The sequence below is a fragment of the Herbaspirillum sp. 3R11 genome, assembly GCF_004563925.1.
In the GTDB taxonomy this organism is placed as follows: domain Bacteria; phylum Pseudomonadota; class Gammaproteobacteria; order Burkholderiales; family Burkholderiaceae_D; genus Herbaspirillum.
The window spans coordinates 567,645-589,118 of the sequence record NZ_SPNJ01000001.1; the positions used below are offsets into that span (position 1 = coordinate 567,645).

Consider the following 21,474-nt stretch of genomic DNA (forward strand, 5'->3'; position numbering starts at 1 on the left):
TCCCGTAGTTGTCGTTCAAGTTGCACGATCGTTCAAGACCGCGACGTTCCGCTCGCGTAGGCTTGCTTCCGTTACTTACCTACGGAGCCAGCATGTCAGCCGCCATCCATCTGCGCGAATACCGCGCCATCAATTTTACCGACAAGCTTTCGCTGTTCAGCGAGCACTGGTCACAACACGTCATCGCCGAGATGAACGACTACCAGTTCAAACTGGCCAAGGTGAAGGGCGATTTCATCTGGCACGACCACGCCGACACCGATGAAGTCTTCATCGTGGTCGACGGCGCATTGCGCATCGACTTCCGCGACGGCGCGGTGCATTTGAAAGCCGGCGAGATGTTCGTGATTCCCAAGGGCGTCGAGCACAAGCCGTATGCCGAAGAGGAAGCCAGCATTCTGCTGGTCGAGCCGCGCGGGGTGGTCAATACCGGCGACGCCGAGAGCGACAAGACGCAACCGAACGACGTCTGGATATGACGCGATACAACCGGTATGCCGACGCGAAGGTCGGGCTGCGATCGCATCGGTGACCTGGTTTTTCAGCATTCTGTCGGGAGGCAATTCGTAAAATATCTGCATATCGAAACAGATTGCGCAATGCGGCTCGCTGGGTGCATGGAAGTTGTTTAAAAGGCAATGTGTCATGATATTTTTCGATTGATCGGACCAGCGTGATCCGAACAATCGACAACGAAGGAGATATCCGTGCACATTGCCATCGACGAGCAAAAACTGATCGACAAAATGGCCTGGAAACTGATGCCGTTTCTGGGCCTGTTATATCTGGTCGCCTACATTGATCGCCAGAACGTCAGCTACGCCAAGCTGCAAATGGTCTCCAGCCTGGGGCTGAGTGAAGCGTCGTATGGTTTGGGCGCTTCGCTGTTTTTCGTCGGTTACCTGCTGTTTGAAGTACCCAGTAACATCATCCTGCACAAGGTCGGCGCGCGTGTCTGGTTTGCCCGCATCATGTTCTCGTGGGGACTGGTGACATTGGCGCTGGCTTACACGCAGAATGCGACGATGTTTTACGTCCTGCGATTCTTGCTTGGCGCAACCGAGGCCGGTTTTTACCCGGGCGTGCTGTACTACCTGACGCTATGGTTTCCGCGGCAACATCGCAGCCGCATGATCGGTTACTTCCTGATCGGCAGCAGCATCGCCAACATGATTGGTGCTCCCATCGGCGGGGCGCTGCTGGATCTGGATGGCCTGTTCGGTATGCGCGGGTGGCAGCTGACCTTCATCTTTACCGGATTGCCGGCGGTGCTGTTGGCGTTCGTTGTGTTTTTCCGGTTGCCGGCTTCTCCTGCACAGGCGCGCTTCCTCGATCCTGAAGAGCGCAACTGGCTGCAGGAAGTTCTGACGCGGGAAAGACTGGCGCTGGAGCGAACCGGCGAGGAAGGGCATGGCAATCCCTTCAAGACGCTGCTGGACTATCGTGTCCTGCTGCTGGCGTTCTTTCTCATCTTTTTCCCGTTGTCGTCCTACGGCCTGAGCTATTGGCTGCCGACCATCGTGAAGAGCTTTGGCGTCGGTAATACGCTCAATGGTTTCATCAATACGATTCCGTGGTTGCTGGTGACCCTGGTCTTATGGTGGGTGCCGCGCAAGCCGGGACGCACGGAAGATCCGGTCAAGAACATTCTGTTGCCGGCGTTGTTTGGCGCTTGCTGCCTGGTCGGTAGCGTGTACTTCGACAATTCCTTCGTGAAGTTCGCCATGCTCTGCCTTGCCGCCGCCTGCAGCTTCACCGTCCTGCCGTGCTTTTGGACGCTGCCTGGCAGGTTTCTCACCGGTGCAAGCGCCGCTGCAGGTATTGCGGCGATTAACTCGATCGGAAACCTTGGGGGCTTCATTGCCCAGAATGTTGTGCCGATGATTCGTGAAAGCACCGGCAGCACGATTGCACCCATGTTGTTCCTGGCTGTATGCATGGCGTTCGGCGGATTGTTCACGCTCGTCGTCATGTACTGCATACGCCGCCATGAACGCGGTCTGACGCCGCGGTATGCGTGAGTGTCAAGGCAATCTGCACTCGAAATGAAAAAGCCCGCGAAGCGGGCTTTTTCACGTGTGGATAGTACGACCTCAACCGAGCGTCGCCACCACGGGCGCATGATCCGACGGCTGCTCCCACTTACGCGGCACCTTGTCGATGACGCACGCCGTGCATTGCGCCGCCAAGGGCGCGGTCAGCAGGATATGGTCGATGCGCATGCCCTTGTTGAGGCGGAATCCCATCTGGCGGTAATCCCACCAGCTGAACAGCTTGTCCGGCTGCTCGAACTTGCGGAAGGCGTCGGTGAAGCCCATTTTCTCCAGATGGAAGAAGGCGGCGCGTTCCGGTTCCGACACCAGGTTCTGGCCGACCCAGGCGGCCGGGTCATGGACGTCGCGGTCTGCCGGCGCAATGTTGTAGTCGCCCAGCAGCGCCAGTTTTTCATGCTGCTGCTGTTCTTGCGCGAGCCATTCATGCAGGGCCGCCAGCCACTTCAGCTTGTACTGGTATTTCTCCGAGTCGGGCGCCTGGCCGTTGGGGATGTAGGCGCAGACGTAGCGCACACCTTCGATGGTGGCGGCGATGATGCGTTGCTGTTCATCTTCGAACAGCGGATTGTTCTTGACCACGTCGGTGATCGGATGGCGCGACAGGATCGCCACGCCGTTGTAGGTTTTCTGTCCGCTGAAGACGACTTCGTAACCGGCGGCGTTGATTTCAGCCTGCGGGAATTTGTCGTCGGTGAGCTTGGTTTCCTGCAGGCACAGCACGTCGACCGGATTGTCGCCCAGCCATTGCAATACCTGGGGCAGGCGGACTTTGAGGGAATTGACGTTCCAGGTGGCGATCTTCATTGCGTTTGCGAATCCTTGTGGGTGAAGCTGTTTCTTGCTTGTCTGCTACGTTTCGGTTGTGCAGCAGAGGCTGAAATCATCGGTGCTTTGGTTGCGGTGTGGAATATTACCGCATTCGATCCGCGGCGATTTACTCCCGCTAAAATAGCCGGCATAACAACATCCGGGGAAACGCAATGGGAAGCTTCCACGTAACGGCCGGTTCATTCGGCAGGCGACGGTATTTTTTGCCGCTGGCCGTACTGCTGGTCGGAATAGGCGCCAGCCAGCTCGCTGCGGCGCAGGAGCCGGCAGGGGAGAATCTCCCACCATTTTCTGAACGCGATCTGCAATACGGCACCAGTTCCACGAAAGAAATCTGCGAGCGCCAGACAAATTCGGTCTGGGTCGTACACCAACTTGGGACGGAGTGCATCCGCTATTACCCCTCAGGCGGCTTGTCGGACGAAGAAAAACCGAATGTCGCCGTCATGTATTTCCACGGCGATCATCTGGCAGGTTCGGCGCCGCTGGGCAACTACGGGAAAATCACACCGCAAAAGCTGCTCGACGGCGTGCAGTCGTACTACCGCAAGTTCGGAGTGCCGTACATACTGATCGGGCGGCCCGGCGTGTACGGTTCATCAGGCGATCACACACAGCGCAGACGCCTCAAGGAATCGTATTCACTCAACGCCGCCGTGGATGCGATCAAGGCGCGCTATGGTTTGCAAAAGGTGGTGCTGGCGGGGCAGTCCGGCGGCGCGTATACCGCGGCCGCGTTGCTGTCGCTGGGCCGTACCGACGTGATGTGCGTGGCGGCGTCGTCAGGCGTGTATGCGGTCAGTGAGCTGGCGGAAATCAAGCGCGCCAAAAACTACATGCGCCCACGGCCCGGTTGCGACGTCACGAATTATTGCGACGCCTATGAAGTCATCGATCACGTGGACGGCGTCGTGGCCGATCCGCAGCGCGTGTTTTACCTGATCGCCAATCCCGAGGACCGCAACACCGTGTTCTTTTTGCAGAACCGTTTCGCCGACAAGCTGGCGGTGGCCGGTCATCGGGTTGAAGTCATTGAGGCGAAAGGACGTGGGCCGGATGGCCATAGCCTGTCGCACGTGTCCTTCCCGGTTGCCGGCCTCTGCGCACGCGGGCAGGATCCTAAAACGCTATCGCCCGGGATACAGAAAGATCAGCCGATTGAAGCGGTGAAGTAGCCTTCATCAGGGCGACGCCGGCGCACTCCATTTGACGCGGCCCTGGGCTACCAGCCGACTTGCGGAATTCGTAAACGCTTCCAGCAACCGCGCCGCTAATGCCGTCGCGGACCAGCGCATCGTTATCGCCACCGGCAATGCCGCCATCGTCCGCATGGCCTGGCACCTCTGAAACCGGGATTACTTGAAGTGATAGTTGATCGCCACCAGCCCCATGTTCTCGGTGCTGTGGTTGACGATCGGGCTGTTGGCGATGCCGTTGCCCAGCCATTTGCGGCGGAAGGTGACGTTGGCGACCCAGTTCTCGGCCACCGGCATTTCGATGGTCAAGCCCAGCATCGGCGTGGTCGAAGCGCCGGCATGGTATTCACGGAAACCGCTGGCGGACGATTCCTGGCCGGTAACGCCGTAGAAGTAGTTGTTGTAGGAGCTGCTGCGGCGCTCAATGCCGATCTGCGGGTAGAAGCTGGCGCGGCCGAGATCGAATTGCGCGGCGTAAACGGCTTCCAGCAGCGTGCCGTGCGACTTGTTGACGTCGTAGAAGGCGTTCAGGAAGAACGCGCCGAAGCGGGTTTCCTGCAGCGTGCCGATGCCGATCGGCACCGAGTTGGAGCGGCGGTTCAGGCCGCGCTCGGCGTCCATGTGGTCAAAGTTGACGCGCGCCGCCAGTTCCAGATAGCCGGCGCCGAATTTCACGGTCTTGACGCCGAAGGTATCCAGGCGCGCGAAGAAGCGGCCGTAGTCGAAGTAGGCGTACGGCAGCACCTGGGTGACGTCGCTCTTGCCGAGGATGTTGCGTTCCAGACGGAACACGCCCGGGCCGATGTCGCCGCGCAGGTGGTCGGGGAAGTCGGCTTCCGCAGCTTGCTGGGCAGAGGCGTGGCCGGCGAACGACAGGAGCAGGGCGCACAGCAGGGTTTTGTTCATGTTGGCTTTCGATGGGTGAAATTGGGATGATGTCGCCGGCTCTGTCAGCCGCGTTAAAGACGCATCTTGCACGAATAGTGGCCGTGGCATCAAGCCCTGGCCTTTCTTTTGACGAAGGCGTTTTCCGGCTTCAGCGGTTTGCCTTCACAAGTGTGTAAAGCGATTTTCGGTATCGGCTTGCCGCTGTCGCGGTCGACCATCGGCGCGATGCGTTCGCCCTTCTTGAACAGATGGCCTTCGCCCCATTGACGCAGGCCCAGCACCACCGTGAACAATTCCTTGCCCTTGGCGGTGAGGATGTATTCCTGATACGCGCTGCCATCGGAGGCCGGGGCGACGTCGAGGATGCCGGCGTCGACCAGGTCGCGCAGCCGCGCCGACAGGATGTTCTTGGCTACACCCAGGCTCTTCTGGAACTCGCCGAAGCGGCGCATGCCGTCGAAGGCGTCGCGAATGATCAGCAGCGCCCAGCGGTCGCCGACCACGTCAATCGACCTTGCTACCGGGCAGGGATCGCTCATGAGACTTTTCCGCTTGGCCATCGTATTGCCGCTTCCTCGTGCATGTCTGATGGTTGCATTTTAAAACTCGCTCGCCTACACTTCAACTGGTTTTAATTTGAAACCACATGTAAAAGTTGAAAAGGAGCGGAACAATGGCGCAAAACGATGGCGGGGCAGATGCGTGCCGATTCGAAGAGGCTGGCCCGGAGCGAGCCTCCGCGGTGATGCCGCGCGCCATGGTGTTGTTGTTTGCGATGGCCTGCGGCGTCAGCGTCGCCAACGTGTATTACGCCCAGCCCTTGCTGGATGCGCTGGCGGCAGAGTTCGGCTTCAGCCAGGCGGCGGTCGGCGTGGTGGTGACGGCAACCCAGCTCGGTTCAGCGCTGGCCTTGGTGCTGGTGGTGCCGCTCGGCGATTTGCTGGACCGCCGTCGCCTGACGCTGGCGCAGTTGCTGCTGCTGTTCGTCGCGCTGGTCGCGGTCGGGCTGGCGTCGTCGCCGGCCTGGCTGCTGCTCGGCATGCTGGCCGTGGGCATGCTCGGCACGGCCATGACGCAGGGGCTGATTTCCTATGCGGCGGCGCTGGCGGCGCCGCACGAGCGCGGCCGTGTGGTCGGCACGGCGCAGGCGGGCGTGGTGATCGGTCTGCTGCTGGCGCGCACCTTGGCGGGACTGATCGCGGATGTCGCCGGCTGGCGCATGGTGTACGCGGTGTCGGCCGTGCTGGCGCTGCTGATGCTGGCGCTGTTGCATGGCCGCCTGCCGCGCGACGGTGTATCAAACGATACCGTTCGCTTATCGTATGGACAACTGCTGGCGTCGATGGCGACGCTGATGCTGCATGACCGCGTGCTGCAAATTCGCGGCGTGATCGCGATGCTGATGTTCGCCGTGCTGAACATCTTCTGGAGCGCGCTGGTGCTGCCATTGCGTGCGCCGCCGTATTCGCTGTCGCATGCGGCGATCGGCGCCTTCGGCCTGATCGGTGTGGTCGGCACGCTGGGCGCGGCCAAGGCCGGAAGCTGGGCCGATCGCGGACGGGGGCAGTGGACCAGCGGCGTGGCGCTGGCGTTGCTGGCGGCGGCCTGGCTGCCGCTGTCGTTGCTGTCGTGGAGCCTGTGGGCGCTCGCTGCGGGCGTGCTGTTGCTGGACCTGGCGGCACAGGCGATCCATGTCACCAATCAGAGCATGATCTTTCGCGCGAGCGCTACGGCCCACAGCCGGCTGGTGGCTTGCTACATGATTTTTTATGCGGTCGGCAGCGGTGCCGGTGCGGTGCTGTCGACCGCGACATTTTCTGCCTGGGGATGGATCGGCGTGTGCTTGTTGGGTGCAGGCGTCAGCGTGCTCGGCTTGCTGTTCTGGAGCTGGAGCTTGCGGCACATGCCGCACGCCTGAACCCGGCCGGTAGAATCAGATCCGTTCGCTGGCGAGTACGATGACGCGTCCCAGCAGGATGCAGTCGGGCTGCTCGAATTCGAGACGGGGATAACGTTTTCCGGCGTTGTTGTCGGAGGTCATGAACCAGCGCCCGAGGTCCAGCGCCAGGCGTTTGATGATGGCCTCGCCGCGGTAGTTGACCAGATATACCGCGCCATCCTGCAACGCGGTGTCGCTGCTGTTGACCACTACTACGTCGCCGTCGTGCAGGCGCGGCGCCATGCCGGCGCCGGTTACCGCGACGGCGAACAACTTGTCGGCGTGCAGGCCGTGGGCCTTGAGCCAGCTCTTCGGAAATTTCCAAAGACACAGCGCCGGCGCGATCTCCTGCATGGACGTGCGCGCCGAGCCTGCTGTCAGAGCCAATACGACCTGGCGAACCGAGAGGGTATCTTCGGCGTCCGTTTTTGGCGTCTGGCGAACCACATAGGGCGTCGCCATCTCGCTGACGGCGAACTGATCGAAATAGAGGGGGGCCAGATGCAGGCGGTCTTCCAGGGCGCGGGCCGCCTTCTCGCCGAAGCCCTGGCCGTGCCGGTAGCTGGACGAAAGCAATTGCGCCAGGCGCGACTCGCTCATGCCGCTGGCGTCGCAAATCTGTCGGCGGTCGCCGTTATAGCGATCCGCGATCAACGCAAGCAAACGTTTCCGTCGATGTTCATGCATGTCCATGCCTGCATTTGAACGCAAATTTAGCATTTGGTAAATTAGCCTTTGCTTGACTTGTCTGTAGCAGATGCTAAATTGTCGTTATGACATTGATCGAATATCTCAATTCCGTGCCGATGGACAGGCGCGCCGTGCTTGCTGCGTACTGTGAGACCTCGTTCGACTATTTGCGCCAGATCGGCTACGGCAATCGCCCGTGTTCACCGCTGATTGCCGTTTGTCTCGAACGCGCGTCGCAGGGAGTGATCACCCGCAAAGACCTGTTTCCCGACGACTGGGCCAAGCTGTGGCCCGAGTTGGGCGACATAAACGATTGAGCCCTCCGACTACCTGGATACCCATGCCACCGTTCAAAACATCCCTGTGCCGGACACCCGGCGGTTTTCTCACGTTGCCGCATTTTTCTGGGACAGACGCCCAGGTTGAGAACCTTGCGCAGTTTTCACTGATGGCGGTGCTGTTCGCGGTGCTGCCGGCGATGTTGTATTGGCAGCATCGCCGGCGCCGCTGGTGGACGATGGGCGCCGGGCTGACCGCATTCATTCTGGTGCTCGATCACCTCATGCTCAAGGACCGCGGCAGCATCTGGCAGACGATGGCCGCGACAGGGATTCTGTGCGGTCCGTCGTATCTGGCGCTGACAGCGCTTTGGGCTGCCCTGCGCAGGATTGGACGCGTGGTGGGCGGTGGCCGGGCAGCGCCATTGTCGTTGTCGGACTGCATCGTGATTGCGCTGCTGGCAATCGTGGCGCACCTGTTGTTCTTCATCGCCGCAACGATCGCGGACGTCGCCAGCACGGCGCTGCTCAACGCCGTCGGCGACTTCATCAATTGCCTGTATCACCTGGCGCGCCCGGTTAATATCCGGAGCCACGGCGATCAGTTGAACATGCTGTTTGCCGCGCTGCCTGCATTGCTACTGGCGACGCTGTTGCAGGCCTGGCTGCGCCGGCGTCGCGCCATCCTCCCGCAGACATCCTTGCTGCTGCCGCGATGAAAGCGATACCCCAATAAAAAAAGCCGTCATCTTGCGGATGACGGCTTGATTGCGGAGCGTGCGAACTTACACGAGCAACTTACGCGCGCGCTTTTTGCGACTTCTTCGCTTCATTCAGCAGGAAGGTCGTCAGCAGCGGCACCGGACGGCCGCTGGCGCCCTTGGTCGCGCCGCCGCGCCATGCAGTGCCGGCGATGTCCAGATGCGCCCAGGTGTACTTCTTGGTGAAGCGTTCAAGGAAGCACGCCGCCGTCACGCTGCCTCCAGGCTGACCGCCGATGTTCGCGATGTCGGCGAAGTTCGACTTGAGCTGTTCCTGATAGACGTCCTGCACCGGCATGCGCCATGCGGTGTCGCCGCTGGATTTGCCGGCCGCCAGCAGGTCGTTGGCGAGCTGGTCATGGGCATCGTCTTCACGCGTGAACAGGCCGGTATTGTGATGCCCCAAGGCCACCACGCAGGCGCCGGTCAGTGTTGCGATATCGACCACGGCTGCAGGCTTGAAGCGTTCGACGTAAGTCAGCGCGTCGCACAGGATCAGGCGGCCTTCGGCGTCGGTGTTGAGCACTTCGATGGTCTGGCCCGACATCGAGGTGACGATGTCGCCCGGCTTGGTGGCACGGCCCGACGGCATGTTTTCGCAGGTCGGGATGACGCCGATGACGTTGAGCTTCAATTGCAGCTCGGCGATGGCGCGGAAGGTGCCCAGCACCGAAGCGGCGCCGCACATGTCGTATTTCATTTCATCCATGCCGGCGCCGGGCTTGAGCGAGATGCCGCCGGTGTCGAAGGTGATGCCCTTGCCGACCAGCACAATAGGCGCATCCTTGGATTTGCCGCCGAGATGCTTGAGCACGATGAATTTCGGTGGTTCGTCGCTGCCGTTGGTGACCGACAGGAAGCTGCCCATCTTGAGCGCTTCGAGTTGTTTGCGGTCCAGCACTTCGACGCCGAGCTTGTATTCCTTGGCCAGTTTCTTGGCGCTGTTGGCGAGGTAGGTCGGGGTGCAGACGTTGCCCGGCAGGTTGGCCAGGTCCTTGCTCAGTTCCATGCCGTTGGCCAGCGCAACCGCTTCGGCCAGGCCGGTTTTGGCGGCGGCAGTGGCGGCGGTGGAGACCGCGACGGCGATCTTCTTGACGCCGGTCGGTGCGGGATCTTTTTTGCTCTTCAGGACGTCAGAGCGGTAATTGTTGTCACGGGCAGCCAGCACCAGCGCGCGGATGGCCCAGGCGGCGTCGCGACCCTTGATCTGGTCCAGCGGCAGCGCCACCAGTGCATCGGCGGCGCCGACGGTGGTCAGTGCGCGCACGGCGCCTTGTGTTGCGGAGGAGAAACTCTTGTCGATGATCTCTTCGTCAGCACCCAGGCCGACCAGCAGCACGCGTTCGGCGGCGACGCCGGCCAGGCCGCGCAGCAGCAGGGTGGAGCCGGGCTTGCCGGTGATGTCGCCGGATTTCAGCGCATCGCTGATCGCGCCCGATTTGTCCAGAGCTTGCGCAGCTTGTGTCAGTTTGCGGTTTTCAAAAACGCCAACGACGAGCACGCCGGTCTTGGCGGTGTTGACAGAGGTTTTTGCGTCCAATGTTTTTATGCTAAAGTCCATCGCTTGTCCTTAGTTTGCTAGTTTCTGTTTGCATCAATCTACCTCTGCGATTATAAGCCCCGAATGATTTTTGAGCGCGCTCTTCGACGCGAATTGATGAGCACCGCCGGCGCAGTGTTCACAACGCTATTTACAATCACCCTCACCGTGATGCTGATCAAGATCCTCGGTCAGGCTGCGGGTGGACAGGTGAGCTCGCAGGACGTGCTCGCGCTGATCGGTTTCCAGGCGCTGAATTACATGCCGGTGATCCTGATCCTGACCGGCTTCATTTCCGTATTGCTGGTGGTGACGCGCAGCTACCAGGATTCCGAAATGGTGGTGTGGTTCGCCTCGGGACTGAGCCTGACGCGCTGGATCAGGCCGGTGCTGCGCTTCGGCTGGCCCATCATCCTGCTCACCGCGGTATTGAGTTTCGTCGCCACCCCCTGGGCCAATCAGCAAAGCGCGCAATTCCGCGAGCGCTTTGAAAAGCGCGAAGACATCGCTCGCGTCTCCCCGGGCAAGTTCCAGGAATCCGCTACTGCCAACCGCATCTTCTTCGTCGAAGGCATTTCCGGCGACGCCAACAAGGTCAAGAACGTCTTCGTCAACACCTTCCGCGACGGCAAGAACAGCATCGTGGTCGCCAAGGAAGGCGAAATGGAAGTCGACAAGGACGGCGAAAAATTCGTCGTCATGACCAAGGGCCGCCGGTACGACGGCATGCCTACCCAACCCGATTTCCAGATGGTCGAATTCGAACGCTACGGCTTGCTGGTGGGCGGGCAGTCGCAGGCCGCCGCCGGCGACAAGTCGGCGCGCGCGCTGCAGACCTGGGACTTGCTGGCGCAGGACACCCAGTTCACCCGCGGTGAGCTGCTGTGGCGCATGGCGTTGCCGCTGATGGCTTCGACCCTGATGCTGCTGGCGATCCCGCTGTCCTTCGTCAATCCGCGCGTAGGCCGCTCAATGGGCTTGCTGGTCGCATTGCTGCTGTTCGTCGTGTACAGCAATACTGTCAGCGTGATGCAATCGTCCGTGATCCAGAACCGCACCTCGTTCCTGCTGGCCTGGTGGCCGGTGCATCTGGTGGTGGCCTTGCTGGTGGTCGGCCTGTTCTTCCTGCGGCTGAAGGTCAACAGCCACTATCACCCCGCAGTCATGTGGTCTCGCGTACGGCGTGCGCTTTTCTTGAAACGGCAAGCCTGATGAGAGTCCTGCAACGTTACATCACCACCGAGATCGTCCGTTCGGTCGCATTCGCGCTGGCAGCCTTCCTCGCGCTGTTTGCGTTTTTTGAAATGATGGGGCAGTTGGAAGCGGTTGGTCGCAATGGCTATCAACTGCAGAACGCCGTGCTCTACGTGATCATGGGTTTGCCCGGCAACGTCTATGAGCTGATGCCTATCGCGGTGCTGATCGGCACCATTTACGCGCTGGCGCAGTTCGCCGCAAGTTCCGAATTCACCATCATGCGCGTGTCCAGCATGTCGACGCGCATGACCGCCAAGGCGCTGGCCAAGATCGGCCTTGGCTTCGCCATCGTCACCATCCTGTTCGGCGAACTGGTGGCGCCCAAGGCCACCGAGCTGGGCGAGAAGATCAAGTTGCAGGCGCAGGGTTCGTCGCTGTCGCAGCAGTTCCGTTCCGGCCTGTGGGCCAAGGACGTGATCAAGAGCAAGGGCCTGGAAGGCGACGTGATCGGCACGCGCTTCCTCAATATCCAACGTATCCAGACCGATGGCCGCCTGGAAGGCGTGAAGATTTATGAGCTGGACAAGGACTTCCACCTGTCCGATCTGATCGTCGCGGCGCGCGGCGATTATCAAGGTGACCACACCTGGCAACTGTCCGACGTACAGAAGACCACCTTCATCGTTGATGAGAAGGTCAGTTCGATCACTGCGCCGATTACCACCGAGAAGGTCAAGACCGTCAATTTCGTCTCCGAAGTCACACCGGAAATCCTGTCGGTGCTGTTCGCCGATCCGGATCGCATGTCGGCCTACGATTTGCGCGCCTACACCAAGCATCTGGAAGCCAATAATCAGCGCACCGAGCGCTATGAAATCGCGTTCTGGAAAAAGATCGTCTATCCGCTGTCGATCTTCGTGATGATGGGGCTGGCGTTGCCGTTCGCCTACCTGCATTTCCGTACCGGCGGCGTCAGCCTGAAGATCTTCACCGGCATCATGATCGGCGTCAGCTTCCAGTTAATCAATAATCTGTTCTCGCACCTGGGCCTGCTCAATACCTGGCCGGCGCTGGTCACTGCGGCGCTGCCGAGCACGCTGTTCATGTTGATGGCGATCGTGGCCCTGCGCTGGGTTGAGCGGCGCTGACCATGATGAAGAAATCACTGATCCTGTTTGCGCATGGCGCGCGCGATCCCAACTGGGCCGAGCCGTTCAAGCGTTTGCGCGCACTGACGCAGGCGAACCTGCCGGATGTGGCGGTGGAATTGGCTTTCCTGGAATTGATGACGCCGGACTTGCCGCAACTGGCGGCGCAGCAGATCGCCGACGGCGCGCAGCAGGTGACGATCGTGCCTGTATTTTTGGGGCAGGGCGGGCATGTCCGGCGCGATTTGCCGGTACTGATCGAACAGTTGCGCCAGGATCATCCCGGCGTGAGTTTCCAAGTGGCCGCAGCGGCCGGTGAAGACGATGGTGTGCTGCAGGCGCTGGCGCAGTACTGCATCAGCAGTTCTGCTAAATAACGCCGCTCAGAACAAGCGTCCGCCGTTCGGCGTGGCGCGATCCGGCGCGAACAAGACCACTTCTCCCTGTGCATCAGGGAATCCCAGCGTCAATACTTCCGACATGAATTTGCCGATCTGGCGCGGAGGAAAGTTGACCACCGCCGCCACCTGTTTCCCCACCAATTCTTCCAACTGATAGAGCGCCGTGATCTGCGCGCTGCTCTGCTTGATGCCGATGGTCGGCCCGAAGTCGATTTTCAGCTTGTAAGCCGGTTTGCGGGCTTCCGGGTAGGCTTCGGCCGAGATGATCGTGCCGATGCGGATATCCACCTTGAGGAAGTCGTCAAATGTGATCGGGGCCGCCGCGGGGGCGCTGGGATCGTGTAGCAAGTGCATGGGGTGTGCTCAAAAAATAGACAGGCGATGATCAGTCGCGGCCGGCCAGCGCCTCGCCGATCATGACGAGCACCGGGCCGCTGCACTGGGCCAGTCCCTGCTCCAGCGTGCCCAGTTCCAGATCGAGGATGCGTTCGTTGTCGCGGCTGCAATTTTCCACCACCACCACCGGTGTGGTGCGGGCATAGCCGAGCGACAGCAGGCGTTGCGCCGTCGCGGCGGCTTCACGGCCGCCCATGTACTGCACCAGGGTGTCGCCGTTGGGCATGATGAATTCGCTGGGCTCGTCGGGCGCGGTACTGGAGGTGAACAGCGACACGCTGCGCGCGACGCCGCGCTTGGTCAGCGGTCGCTGCGCCGACGATGCAGCGGCCAGCGCCGCAGTGATGCCGGGGACGATTTCGTAAGGAATGTCGTGGCTGTCGAGCGCGCGCAATTCTTCATCGGCGCGGCCGAACAGCATCGGGTCGCCGCCTTTCAGGCGCACGACAAGACGGTATTGATGCGCGCATTCGATCAGGCGTTCATTGATGACTTGCTGGGCGGTGGAGCGCTGGCCGCTGCGTTTGCCGACAGAGATTTTCACGGCCTGCGGGCACAGCTCGAGCATTTCTTCCGTGACCAGCGCATCGTGCAAGACGACATCCGCCTGGGCGAGAAGACGCGCCCCGCGCACGGTGATCAGATCGGCCGCGCCGGGACCGGCGCCGATCAGATAGACCTTGCCGATGGGTTTTATGGAAACAGGAGGCGTTGGCAAGTTGGCTGGTTTGGCTGGGGCTGAGCTCATGCTGAAAAAGATAAGAATCGCAGCCCGGCACATACCGGCTGCTGCGCGTTTCAGCCCGCCTGAGCGGGTGAAACGGCACAGCAGCGATTATCAGGCATCCAGGCGGATCATGCCAGCGGCAACGGTCTGGTGGGTGACTTCATCAATCAGGATGAAGGCGCCCGTGGCGCGGATGGCGTCGTAGCTGTCCGCAGCAATCGGCTGCTGCACATTGATGGACACGCGGGCGATGTCATTGAGCTTGAGCGACTCGGCCGGATGGCGTTGCTGCGTGTTGATGTCGAGCAAAGTATCGACTTTGGTCACGCGCGCCGCCACTTGTTTTGTGGTGTGCTTGAGCCAGTATTTGCGACGCGGATCAAGCGCATCTTCGGACAGCCAGCACAGGTCGGCGTTGACGGTCTTGAGTTGCGTCGGCGCCTGCTCGGCGGAAGCCAGCATGTCGCCACGTGAAATATCCAGGTACTCGTCCAGCAGGATCGTCACCGACTGGCCGGCCGCGGCCGATTGCAGCGAGCCGTCCAGCGTCAGGATGTCCTTGACGGTCGCGCTCTGGCCGCTCGGCTGCACCAGCAGCTTGTCGCCCTTGCTCACCTTGCCGGCTTCGATACGGCCCATGTAGCCGCGGAAGTCGTTGGCTTCGTGGCCGTTGTGGCGCGCCACCAGTTGTACCGGGAAGCGGAACGGTTCTTCGTGCGCATCTTCGTACACCGACAGCGACTCCAGCAGTTCAATCAGCGTCGGACCCTTGTACCAGGACAACTTTTCGCTCGCGGTCACGACGTTGTCGCCGGCCAGCGCCGACAGCGGAATCGGACGCACATCCTTGAGGCCCAGTTGCGCCGCAAATTCTTGGTACGCGCCGACGATGCGGTCGTACACGGTCTGGTCGTAGTTGACCAGGTCCATCTTGTTGACCGCGACCACGACGTGCTGGATTTGCAGCAGGTGGGCAATGGTCGAGTGACGCTTGGTCTGCGTCAGCAGCTCAACGCTGCCGTCGTCGTTCAGCTTGACCTTGGACACGTCGATCAGAATGATCACGGCGTCCGCCGTCGAAGCGCCGGTCACCATGTTGCGCGTGTACTGCTCGTGGCCCGGGGTGTCGGCTATGATGAACTTGCGTTTCGGCGTGGCGAAGTAACGATACGCCACGTCGATGGTGATGCCTTGCTCGCGCTCGGCTTCGAGGCCATCGGTCAGCAAGGACAGGTCGATGGTGTCGCCCACGGTGCGCTTGTGCTTGGCGCGCGAGATGGACGCGAGCTGGTCGGCGAAGATGCCCTTGCTGTCGAACAGCAGGCGGCCGATCAGCGTGCTCTTGCCGTCATCCACCGAACCGGCGGTGATGAAGCGCAGCAGGCCGCGTTCGTGCGCGTTGGCGTCGGAATTCGTGTTCAAATCTTTTTCGGCAACAGCGGCATTCATCAGAAATATCCTTCTTTTTTACGTTTTTCCATCGACGCTTCGGAGGTCTGGTCGTCCATGCGCGTCGCGCCGCGTTCGGTAATCTGGGTGACGGCGGTTTCGGCAATGATGGCTTCCACGGAAGCCGCATCGGAGGCCACCGGGCAGGTGCACGAAATGTCACCCACGGTGCGGAAGCGCACCACGCGGTTCTCGACGGTTTCGCCTTCCTTGGCCGGAGTCAGATCGGTCAGCGGCACCAACAGGCCGTTGCGCGGGATAACCTGGCGCTCATGCGCAAAGTAGATCGGTGGCAGCGCCAGTTTTTCACGGGCGATGTATTGCCAGACGTCGAGTTCGGTCCAGTTCGAGATCGGGAACACGCGCATGTTTTCGCCCGGATGCACGCGGGTGTTGTACAGGTCCCAGAGTTCAGGGCGTTGCGCTTTCGGATTCCATTGGCCGAACTCGTCGCGGAAGGAAAAGATGCGTTCCTTGGCGCGCGCCTTTTCTTCGTCGCGACGGGCGCCGCCGATACAGGCATCGAACTGAAATTCGGCGATGGTTTCCAGCAGCGTCACGGCTTGCGCCGCATTGCGCGAATCGGTCAGCGGATTGCGCAGGCGCACGGTACCGCGCTTGATCGAGTCTTCGACTGAACGCACCACCAGCTTTTCACCGAGTTCGGCGGCGCGCTGGTCGCGGAAGGAAATCACTTCCGGGAAATTGTGGCCGGTATCGATGTGCACCAGCGGGAACGGGAACTTGCCCGGACGGAAGGCCTTCTCGGCGATGCGCAGCAGCACCACGGAATCCTTGCCGCCCGAGAACAGCAGGGCAGGGTTGCTGCACTCGGCCGCGACCTCGCGCATGATGTGGATGGCTTCGGATTCCAGCCAGTCGAGGTGACGGTTGCTGGCGTTGTCCAGGAAGAGTTGTTCAACTGCTGTGTTCATACGATGACCTTTGGTTCAAGTCGGATGTAAAACGGATATCGGAATATCGGAATATCGGAATATCGAGTACGGCGATGCCGGCAACGCCGCGCATCGACATGTTGTTTGTCGTGGAAAAATCAGGCCGGCGCGGTCTGCGACTTGATGCGGATCAGCTTGCCGTCCACCACGTGCAGGCCGCACTCCTTGGAGTCGGGGTTTTCCCACCACCAGCGGCCGGCGCGCACATCTTCGCCTGGCTCGATGGCGCGGGTACAAGGCTCGCAGCCGATCGAGGGATAGCCCTGGTCGTGCAGCGGGTTGTACGGCACCTTGTGGTCGCGGATGTATTGCCAGACGTCTTCTTCCGACCAGTCGGCCAGCGGATTGAACTTGGCCATGCCGTGCGCCGGATCGTCTTCCTGCACGTCGAGCGCAGCGCGCGTGACCGACTGCGCGCGGCGTTGGCCGGTGATCCAGGATTTGTTGCCGGCCAGCGCACGGTTGAGCGGCTCGATCTTGCGGATGCGGCAGCATTCCTTGCGCATCTCGACGCTGTCGTAGAAGGCATTGAGGCCGTTCTGGCTGACATACTGTTCGACGGCGGCAGGTTCCGGGCGATACGGCGTGACGTCGTAATCGTAGGTTTCCCTGATGCGGTCGAGCATGCCCAGAGTTTCCTTGTGCAGGCGGCCGGTTTCCAATGTGAAGATGCCGATCTTGTCCTGCAGCTTGCCGCGCAGGATGAGGTCGGTCAGCACCATGTCCTCCGCCGCCATGCTGGAAGCGAACACGGCCGGCGTGTAGTCGGCGGCGATCTTTTCCAGAGTGGCGCGGGTAGCTTCGATGAGCGCTTGCAAAGCTTGTTCGGACATGGCGTTACTTCCTTTTCCCTTGATTCAGATGAGGCTTACTTACTCTTAATCGCGGGTGACAACCGTCTCGCGTTTGGCGCGACGGAACAGCGGGTTCTTCTCATCCCACGAGGTCTGGTACTTTTCCGAAAAATCGGTCAGGCCCTTCAATGCATCGTTGATGTCCTTGTCGGCGCGCACGGCGAAGGCGTTGAAGCCGACGCGCTGCATGTAGAACAACTGGTCGCGCAGCACGTCGCCGACAGCGCGCAGTTCGCCGGTGTAGCCGAGGCGCGCGCGCAGGTTGTAGGCGATGGAGTAGCCGCGGCCGTCGGCGAACTTGGGGAAGTCCACGGCGATGACCTTGAACGGCGCCAGATCGTCCTTCAGCGCTTCCGGACGCTCGTCGCTGGCGAACCAGACCCCGAGTTCCGCGCGGCCTTGCAGTGCGCCGCGTTGCGCTTGCCAAACCTTCAGCGGCACGATGATCTTGCCTTCCGGGACGGCGACGCCTTCCGGTGTTTCACCTTCGCTCAGGCGCAGGATGGTCCAGTCATCGCTGATGACGACTTTGTCTTTGATGATGTGGGAGGAATTAGGCACAGACGTCTTCTCCAGTGACATGACCAGCTTTGATCGGGGTTGCATAGACGAAGTCCTTGAACGGCGTGACGCCGACGCGGCGCACGGTGTCGATGAAGCGTTCGTCTTCGATGCGTTGTTTGACATAGACCTGCAGCAGGCGGTCGATCACGGTCGGCATCTGATGCGCCGAGAACGATGGGCCGATGATCTTGCCGATGCTGGAGGTGTTGCCCTGGGCGCCGCCCAGCGACACCTGGTACCACTCGGCGCCGTCCTTGTCGACGCCCAGGATGCCAATGTTGCCGACGTGATGGTGGCCGCAGGCGTTGATGCAACCCGAGATGTTCAGTTCGATGTCGCCGATGTCGTGCTGGAAATCGATGTTGTCAAAGCGTTCCGCGATGGCTTGCGCGATCGGGATCGACTTGGCGTTGGCCAGCGAGCAGAAGTCGCCGCCGGGGCAGCAGATGATGTCAGTCAGCAGGCCGATGTTCGGCGTCGCCAGACCGTGCGCCTTGGCTTCTTTCCACAGCGCGTACAGTTCGCTTTGCTTGACGTCGGCCAGCACCAGGTTCTGCTCGTGCGTGACGCGCAGTTCCGAGAAGCTGTAGCGGTCGGACAGATCGGCCACGAAGTCGAGCTGGTCGGCGGTGATGTCGCCCGGCGGTACGCCGGTCTTCTTCAGCGACAGGATCGCGGCCGCGTAGCCGGGCACCTTGTGGTCCTTGACGTTGCGCTTGATCCAGTTGGCGAAGCCCTTGTCTTCGGCCTTCAGGCGTTCGTATTCGGCATCAGTTGCCGGCAGGGTTTCATACGCAGGCTCGGTGAAGTAGTTCGCCACGCGCTGCAGTTCTTCTTCGGTCAGCGTCGACGGGCCGTCCTTGATGTCCTGCCATTCGGCTTCGACCTGGCGTGCGAATTCTTCAGGACCGATGGCCTTGACCAGGATCTTGATGCGCGCCTTGTAGATGTTGTCGCGGCGGCCGTACTGGTTGTACACGCGCAGGATCGCTTCCAGGTAAGACATCGCGTGCTTCCATGGCAGGAAGTCGCGGATCTGGCTGCCGAGGATGGGCGTACGGCCCATGCCGCCGCCGACCAGTACGCGGAAACCGACTTCGCCGGCCTCGTTCTTGATCACGTGCAGGCCGATGTCATGCACGGCGGTTGCAGCACGGTCCTGCTCGGAACCGCTGATGGCGATCTTGAACTTGCGCGGCAGGTAGGCGAACTCGGGGTGGAAGGTGCTCCACTCGCGGATCAGTTCGGCGTAGGGACGCGGATCGACGATCTCGTCGGCGGCGACGCCGGCCAGTTCGTCCGAAGTGGTGTTGCGGATGCAGTTGCCGGAAGTCTGGATGGCGTGCATTTCGACCGTGGCGAGTTCAGCCAGGATGTCCGGCGACTCTTCCAGCTTGATCCAGTTGAACTGGATGTTCTGGCGTGTGGTGAAGTGACCGTAGCCGCGATCGTATTTGCGCGCGATGTGGGCAAACATGCGGACCTGGCGCGATGCCAACAGACCGTAAGGAACAGCGATGCGCAGCATGTACGCATGGCGTTGCAGGTACAGGCCGTTCTGCAGGCGCAGGATGCGGAATTCGTCCTCGATCAGTTCATCGGAAAGGCGGCGGCGGACCTGGTCACGGTACTGGGCAACGCGCTCTTTGACGATCAGGTGATCGTATTGGTCATAACGGTACATCTTGTCATCCCTGTTAACGTCTTGCAGAAGTCTTTCATGGAGACTTCATGTGATAAAAAAAACAGCCTACCAAATCAGCTTCAAGGCAACGCTCGTCAGCGTAATCGCCAGCAGGCCACGCAAAAATTTCTCCGGCACCGCACGCGCGGCGAGGGAGCCGATGGTGATGCCCGGCACCGAACCCAGCAGCAACGCGCCGAGCAGGTTCCAGTCGATCGAACCCAGCCACCAGTGACCGAATGCCGCAATCGCCGTCAACGGCACCGCATACGCGATGTCGGTGCCGGCTATTTCAGCAGGCGACAGACGCGGATACAGCAGCACCAGCAAGGTGGCGCCGACCGCGCCGGCGCCGATCGAAGAGATCGTCACCAGCGTACCAAGCACGGCGCCTGCCAGGATGGTTGCCCGGGACAGCTCGAGGCCTTGCAACTGGCGCTCGGGATGGGCATTCAACCAAGCCTGAAGTTTACTCTTAAACAGCAAAGCGATCACCGTGAGGAAAACGGAGATAGCGATGGAATAACGGATGACGAGGCTCATGCCGTCGCTGACCGCGCCGAAATGCTTCAACAGCAGCGTGGTGACGACCGCAGCGGGCAGGGCGCCGTAGGACAGGCGGCGTACGATGTCCCAGCGCACGGTGCCCTTGAAACGGTGCGCGAACGTACCGGCCGTCTTCGTCGCCGAAGCAAAGGCCAAGTCGGTGCCGACCGCCACGCTGGGGTGGATGCCGAACAGCAGCGTCAGTAAGGGAGTCATCAGCGAGCCACCGCCGACACCGGTCAATCCGACCAGCACACCGACAGCAAATCCGCTGACTACATAAGAAACAGTCATAACACCTCGTCTATAACAGGTCGAATCGTAATAAACTTAGCCTTCAAACCAAACTACATACTATTTATTTGCTTATATGCACATTCGGCATATACAAATTCATTTGCTGAGCATATCGAAGGACAAGCCATGAATCTGCATCAATTCCGCTTCGTCAGGGAAGCGGTCAGGCAAAACTACAATCTGACCGAAGCCGCCAAAGCGTTGTTCACCTCGCAACCCGGCGTCTCGAAAGCGATCATCGAGCTGGAAGAAGAACTCGGCGTCGACATCTTCACCCGTCACGGCAAGCGCATCCGCGGCCTCACAGAGCCGGGCCGCGCGGTATTGCGTTCGGTCGAGCTGATCATGCAGGAAGTCGACGGCCTCAAGCGTATCGGCAAGGAATTCGCCGCCCACGACAGCGGAAGCTTCACTATCGCCACCACCCACACCCAGGCGCGCTATTCGCTGCCGAAGGTGGTGCAGGCGTTCACGCAAAAATACCCCAAGGTCAGGTTGTCATTGCTGCAAGGCAATCCCAAACAGATTACCGAGATGGTGCGCAACGACCAGGCCGACATCGCCATCGCCACCGAAGCGCTGGCCTCGGGCGAGGGACTTGTCTCTTTGCCATGTTATCAATGGGAGCACGTGGTGGTGGTGCCGCCCGACCATCCCTTGCTGAAATCGAAGAACCTGTCGCTGGAAGAAATCGCCGGCTATCCGCTGATCACCTACGACGCCGCCTTCAGCGGCCGCAGCAAGATCGACCACGCGTTCTCGCTACGCGACCTGAAACCGGACATCGTGCTCGAAGCCATCGACGCCGACGTCATCAAGACTTACGTCGAGCTGGGCATGGGCGTGGGCATCATCGCCGGCATGGCCTTCGACGCCGAGCGCGATCGCGGTCTGCGCTCCCTGCCGGCCGGACACCTGTTCGGCACCAATGTCTCGCGCGTAGCGCTCAAGCAGGGCGCTTATCTGCGCAGCTATGTCTATACCTTCATCGAATTGCTGGCGCCGACGCTCAACCGCAAGTTGATCGGCCAGGTCATGGAAGGCGAGAAGGACATGTACGAACTCTGAGTTGCCTGCGGGC

At 60.8% G+C, this 21,474-nt stretch carries 23 protein-coding genes; 10 read left to right on the top strand and 13 right to left on the bottom strand.

The annotated features are described in order from the left end of the window. Nucleotides 1-92 precede the first annotated feature (92 nt). Nucleotides 93-479: a cupin domain-containing protein gene (locus E4P32_RS02630; RefSeq protein WP_116433387.1), complete on the top strand. Its 387-nt coding sequence runs from the start codon at nt 93-95 to the stop codon at nt 477-479. Between the two features lie 267 nt (nt 480-746). Continuing rightward, nucleotides 747-2,021, top strand: coding sequence for an MFS transporter (locus E4P32_RS02635; protein WP_116433935.1), 1,275 nt, complete (start codon nt 747-749; stop codon nt 2,019-2,021). Between the two features lie 72 nt (nt 2,022-2,093). Here E4P32_RS02635 and xth read toward each other — a convergent pair whose 3' ends face one another. Then, nucleotides 2,094-2,858 carry an exodeoxyribonuclease III gene (gene xth / locus E4P32_RS02640; RefSeq protein ID WP_116433386.1) on the bottom strand — a complete coding sequence of 255 codons (765 nt, stop codon included), beginning with the start codon at nt 2,856-2,858 and terminating at the stop codon, nt 2,094-2,096. Between the two features lie 176 nt (nt 2,859-3,034). On the opposite strand from xth, the gene E4P32_RS02645 reads away from it, so the two are divergent. Continuing rightward, nucleotides 3,035-4,057: a hypothetical protein gene (locus E4P32_RS02645; protein ID WP_135008700.1), complete on the top strand. Its 1,023-nt coding sequence runs from the start codon at nt 3,035-3,037 to the stop codon at nt 4,055-4,057. 180 nt (nt 4,058-4,237) lie between these two features. On the opposite strand, the gene E4P32_RS02650 is transcribed toward E4P32_RS02645, so the two are convergent. After that, on the bottom strand, nt 4,238-4,984 hold the full coding sequence (locus E4P32_RS02650) for a MipA/OmpV family protein (RefSeq protein WP_116433384.1): 747 nt from the start codon (nt 4,982-4,984) through the stop codon (nt 4,238-4,240). An 89-nt stretch (nt 4,985-5,073) separates the two neighbouring features. Beyond that, nucleotides 5,074-5,526: a helix-turn-helix domain-containing protein gene (locus E4P32_RS02655; protein ID WP_116433383.1), complete on the bottom strand. Its 453-nt coding sequence runs from the start codon at nt 5,524-5,526 to the stop codon at nt 5,074-5,076. 185 nt (nt 5,527-5,711) lie between these two features. Between E4P32_RS02655 and E4P32_RS02660 the strand changes: the two genes are divergently transcribed. Then, nucleotides 5,712-6,884 (top strand): MFS transporter, encoded by a 1,173-nt coding sequence (locus tag E4P32_RS02660; RefSeq protein WP_167735714.1) that lies wholly within the window; start codon nt 5,712-5,714, stop codon nt 6,882-6,884. Nucleotides 6,885-6,899: 15 nt separating this feature from the next. Here the strand turns inward: E4P32_RS02660 and E4P32_RS02665 are convergent, their stop codons facing one another. Further along, nucleotides 6,900-7,568, bottom strand: coding sequence for a S24 family peptidase (locus E4P32_RS02665; RefSeq protein WP_233526576.1), 669 nt, complete (start codon nt 7,566-7,568; stop codon nt 6,900-6,902). Nucleotides 7,569-7,678: 110 nt separating this feature from the next. Between E4P32_RS02665 and E4P32_RS02670 the strand changes: the two genes are divergently transcribed. Next, nucleotides 7,679-7,912 carry a hypothetical protein gene (locus E4P32_RS02670; RefSeq protein WP_116433380.1) on the top strand — a complete coding sequence of 78 codons (234 nt, stop codon included), beginning with the start codon at nt 7,679-7,681 and terminating at the stop codon, nt 7,910-7,912. A 23-nt stretch (nt 7,913-7,935) separates the two neighbouring features. Next, nucleotides 7,936-8,592: a hypothetical protein gene (locus E4P32_RS02675; RefSeq protein ID WP_135008701.1), complete on the top strand. Its 657-nt coding sequence runs from the start codon at nt 7,936-7,938 to the stop codon at nt 8,590-8,592. 79 nt (nt 8,593-8,671) lie between these two features. On the opposite strand, the gene E4P32_RS02680 is transcribed toward E4P32_RS02675, so the two are convergent. Next, complete coding sequence (locus tag E4P32_RS02680; RefSeq protein ID WP_116433378.1) at nt 8,672-10,195, bottom strand: leucyl aminopeptidase; 1,524 nt, start codon at nt 10,193-10,195, stop codon at nt 8,672-8,674. A 63-nt stretch (nt 10,196-10,258) separates the two neighbouring features. On the opposite strand from E4P32_RS02680, the gene lptF reads away from it, so the two are divergent. Genes lptF through E4P32_RS02695 form a run of 3 tightly spaced genes read left to right on the top strand, consistent with a single transcriptional unit; the run spans nt 10,259 to nt 12,896 of the window. Next, a complete protein-coding gene (gene lptF / locus E4P32_RS02685) occupies nt 10,259-11,386 on the top strand; it encodes an LPS export ABC transporter permease LptF (protein WP_116433377.1) in 1,128 nt (375 codons plus the stop codon). Then, the gene (gene lptG, locus E4P32_RS02690; RefSeq protein WP_116433376.1) at nt 11,386-12,519 is read left to right on the top strand and encodes an LPS export ABC transporter permease LptG; all 1,134 of its coding nucleotides are present in this window, start codon (nt 11,386-11,388) and stop codon (nt 12,517-12,519) included. The genes lptF and lptG overlap by 1 nt, the downstream gene beginning before the upstream one ends. A gap of 5 nt (nt 12,520-12,524) precedes the next feature. Then, nucleotides 12,525-12,896 (top strand): CbiX/SirB N-terminal domain-containing protein, encoded by a 372-nt coding sequence (locus E4P32_RS02695; RefSeq protein WP_116433934.1) that lies wholly within the window; start codon nt 12,525-12,527, stop codon nt 12,894-12,896. A 6-nt stretch (nt 12,897-12,902) separates the two neighbouring features. Here E4P32_RS02695 and E4P32_RS02700 read toward each other — a convergent pair whose 3' ends face one another. The 8 genes from E4P32_RS02700 to E4P32_RS02735 form a co-directional block, all read right to left on the bottom strand. After that, nucleotides 12,903-13,274: a tRNA-binding protein gene (locus tag E4P32_RS02700; RefSeq protein WP_116433375.1), complete on the bottom strand. Its 372-nt coding sequence runs from the start codon at nt 13,272-13,274 to the stop codon at nt 12,903-12,905. 31 nt (nt 13,275-13,305) lie between these two features. Then, nucleotides 13,306-14,097: a uroporphyrinogen-III C-methyltransferase gene (gene cobA / locus E4P32_RS02705; RefSeq protein ID WP_116433374.1), complete on the bottom strand. Its 792-nt coding sequence runs from the start codon at nt 14,095-14,097 to the stop codon at nt 13,306-13,308. Between the two features lie 57 nt (nt 14,098-14,154). After that, entirely contained in the window at nt 14,155-15,492 is a 1,338-nt protein-coding gene (locus E4P32_RS02710) for a GTP-binding protein (protein WP_116433373.1), read from the bottom strand. Then, the gene (cysD, locus tag E4P32_RS02715) at nt 15,492-16,427 is read right to left on the bottom strand and encodes a sulfate adenylyltransferase subunit CysD (protein WP_116433372.1); all 936 of its coding nucleotides are present in this window, start codon (nt 16,425-16,427) and stop codon (nt 15,492-15,494) included. The genes E4P32_RS02710 and cysD overlap by 1 nt, the downstream gene beginning before the upstream one ends. 119 nt (nt 16,428-16,546) lie before the next feature. Beyond that, on the bottom strand, nt 16,547-17,281 hold the full coding sequence (locus E4P32_RS02720; protein WP_116433371.1) for a phosphoadenylyl-sulfate reductase: 735 nt from the start codon (nt 17,279-17,281) through the stop codon (nt 16,547-16,549). A 45-nt stretch (nt 17,282-17,326) separates the two neighbouring features. Then, complete coding sequence (locus E4P32_RS02725) at nt 17,327-17,884, bottom strand: DUF934 domain-containing protein (RefSeq protein ID WP_116433370.1); 558 nt, start codon at nt 17,882-17,884, stop codon at nt 17,327-17,329. After that, nucleotides 17,856-19,550 (bottom strand): nitrite/sulfite reductase, encoded by a 1,695-nt coding sequence (locus tag E4P32_RS02730; RefSeq protein ID WP_116433369.1) that lies wholly within the window; start codon nt 19,548-19,550, stop codon nt 17,856-17,858. Before E4P32_RS02730 ends, E4P32_RS02725 begins: the two co-directional genes overlap by 29 nt. Nucleotides 19,551-19,616: 66 nt before the next feature. Continuing rightward, nucleotides 19,617-20,390: a sulfite exporter TauE/SafE family protein gene (locus tag E4P32_RS02735; RefSeq protein ID WP_116433368.1), complete on the bottom strand. Its 774-nt coding sequence runs from the start codon at nt 20,388-20,390 to the stop codon at nt 19,617-19,619. A 129-nt stretch (nt 20,391-20,519) separates the two neighbouring features. On the opposite strand from E4P32_RS02735, the gene E4P32_RS02740 reads away from it, so the two are divergent. Next, nucleotides 20,520-21,461: a CysB family HTH-type transcriptional regulator gene (locus tag E4P32_RS02740; RefSeq protein WP_116433367.1), complete on the top strand. Its 942-nt coding sequence runs from the start codon at nt 20,520-20,522 to the stop codon at nt 21,459-21,461. The last annotated feature ends 13 nt before the right edge of the window (nt 21,462-21,474 follow it).

Bases quoted from the DNA above. Each gene is read 5' to 3' on its own strand.
- E4P32_RS02740 (WP_116433367.1), top strand. From the start codon at position 20,520: ATGAATCTGCATCAATTCCGCTTCGTCAGGGAAGCGGTCAGGCAAAAC.
- xth (WP_116433386.1), bottom strand. From the start codon at position 2,858: ATGAAGATCGCCACCTGGAACGTCAATTCCCTCAAAGTCCGCCTGCCC.
- E4P32_RS02670 (WP_116433380.1), top strand. From the start codon at position 7,679: ATGACATTGATCGAATATCTCAATTCCGTGCCGATGGACAGGCGCGCC.
- E4P32_RS02635 (WP_116433935.1), top strand. From the start codon at position 747: ATGGCCTGGAAACTGATGCCGTTTCTGGGCCTGTTATATCTGGTCGCC.
- lptF (WP_116433377.1), top strand. From the start codon at position 10,259: ATGATTTTTGAGCGCGCTCTTCGACGCGAATTGATGAGCACCGCCGGC.
- E4P32_RS02735 (WP_116433368.1), bottom strand. From the start codon at position 20,390: ATGACTGTTTCTTATGTAGTCAGCGGATTTGCTGTCGGTGTGCTGGTC.
- E4P32_RS02730 (WP_116433369.1), bottom strand. From the start codon at position 19,550: ATGTACCGTTATGACCAATACGATCACCTGATCGTCAAAGAGCGCGTT.
- cysD (WP_116433372.1), bottom strand. From the start codon at position 16,427: ATGAACACAGCAGTTGAACAACTCTTCCTGGACAACGCCAGCAACCGT.
- E4P32_RS02650 (WP_116433384.1), bottom strand. From the start codon at position 4,984: ATGAACAAAACCCTGCTGTGCGCCCTGCTCCTGTCGTTCGCCGGCCAC.
- E4P32_RS02710 (WP_116433373.1), bottom strand. From the start codon at position 15,492: ATGAATGCCGCTGTTGCCGAAAAAGATTTGAACACGAATTCCGACGCC.
- E4P32_RS02645 (WP_135008700.1), top strand. From the start codon at position 3,035: ATGGGAAGCTTCCACGTAACGGCCGGTTCATTCGGCAGGCGACGGTAT.
- E4P32_RS02700 (WP_116433375.1), bottom strand. From the start codon at position 13,274: ATGCACTTGCTACACGATCCCAGCGCCCCCGCGGCGGCCCCGATCACA.
- cobA (WP_116433374.1), bottom strand. From the start codon at position 14,097: ATGTGCCGGGCTGCGATTCTTATCTTTTTCAGCATGAGCTCAGCCCCA.
- E4P32_RS02655 (WP_116433383.1), bottom strand. From the start codon at position 5,526: ATGGCCAAGCGGAAAAGTCTCATGAGCGATCCCTGCCCGGTAGCAAGG.
- lptG (WP_116433376.1), top strand. From the start codon at position 11,386: ATGAGAGTCCTGCAACGTTACATCACCACCGAGATCGTCCGTTCGGTC.
- E4P32_RS02695 (WP_116433934.1), top strand. From the start codon at position 12,525: ATGAAGAAATCACTGATCCTGTTTGCGCATGGCGCGCGCGATCCCAAC.
- E4P32_RS02720 (WP_116433371.1), bottom strand. From the start codon at position 17,281: ATGTCCGAACAAGCTTTGCAAGCGCTCATCGAAGCTACCCGCGCCACT.
- E4P32_RS02630 (WP_116433387.1), top strand. From the start codon at position 93: ATGTCAGCCGCCATCCATCTGCGCGAATACCGCGCCATCAATTTTACC.
- E4P32_RS02660 (WP_167735714.1), top strand. From the start codon at position 5,712: ATGCCGCGCGCCATGGTGTTGTTGTTTGCGATGGCCTGCGGCGTCAGC.
- E4P32_RS02725 (WP_116433370.1), bottom strand. From the start codon at position 17,884: ATGTCACTGGAGAAGACGTCTGTGCCTAATTCCTCCCACATCATCAAA.
- E4P32_RS02675 (WP_135008701.1), top strand. From the start codon at position 7,936: ATGCCACCGTTCAAAACATCCCTGTGCCGGACACCCGGCGGTTTTCTC.
- E4P32_RS02680 (WP_116433378.1), bottom strand. From the start codon at position 10,195: ATGGACTTTAGCATAAAAACATTGGACGCAAAAACCTCTGTCAACACC.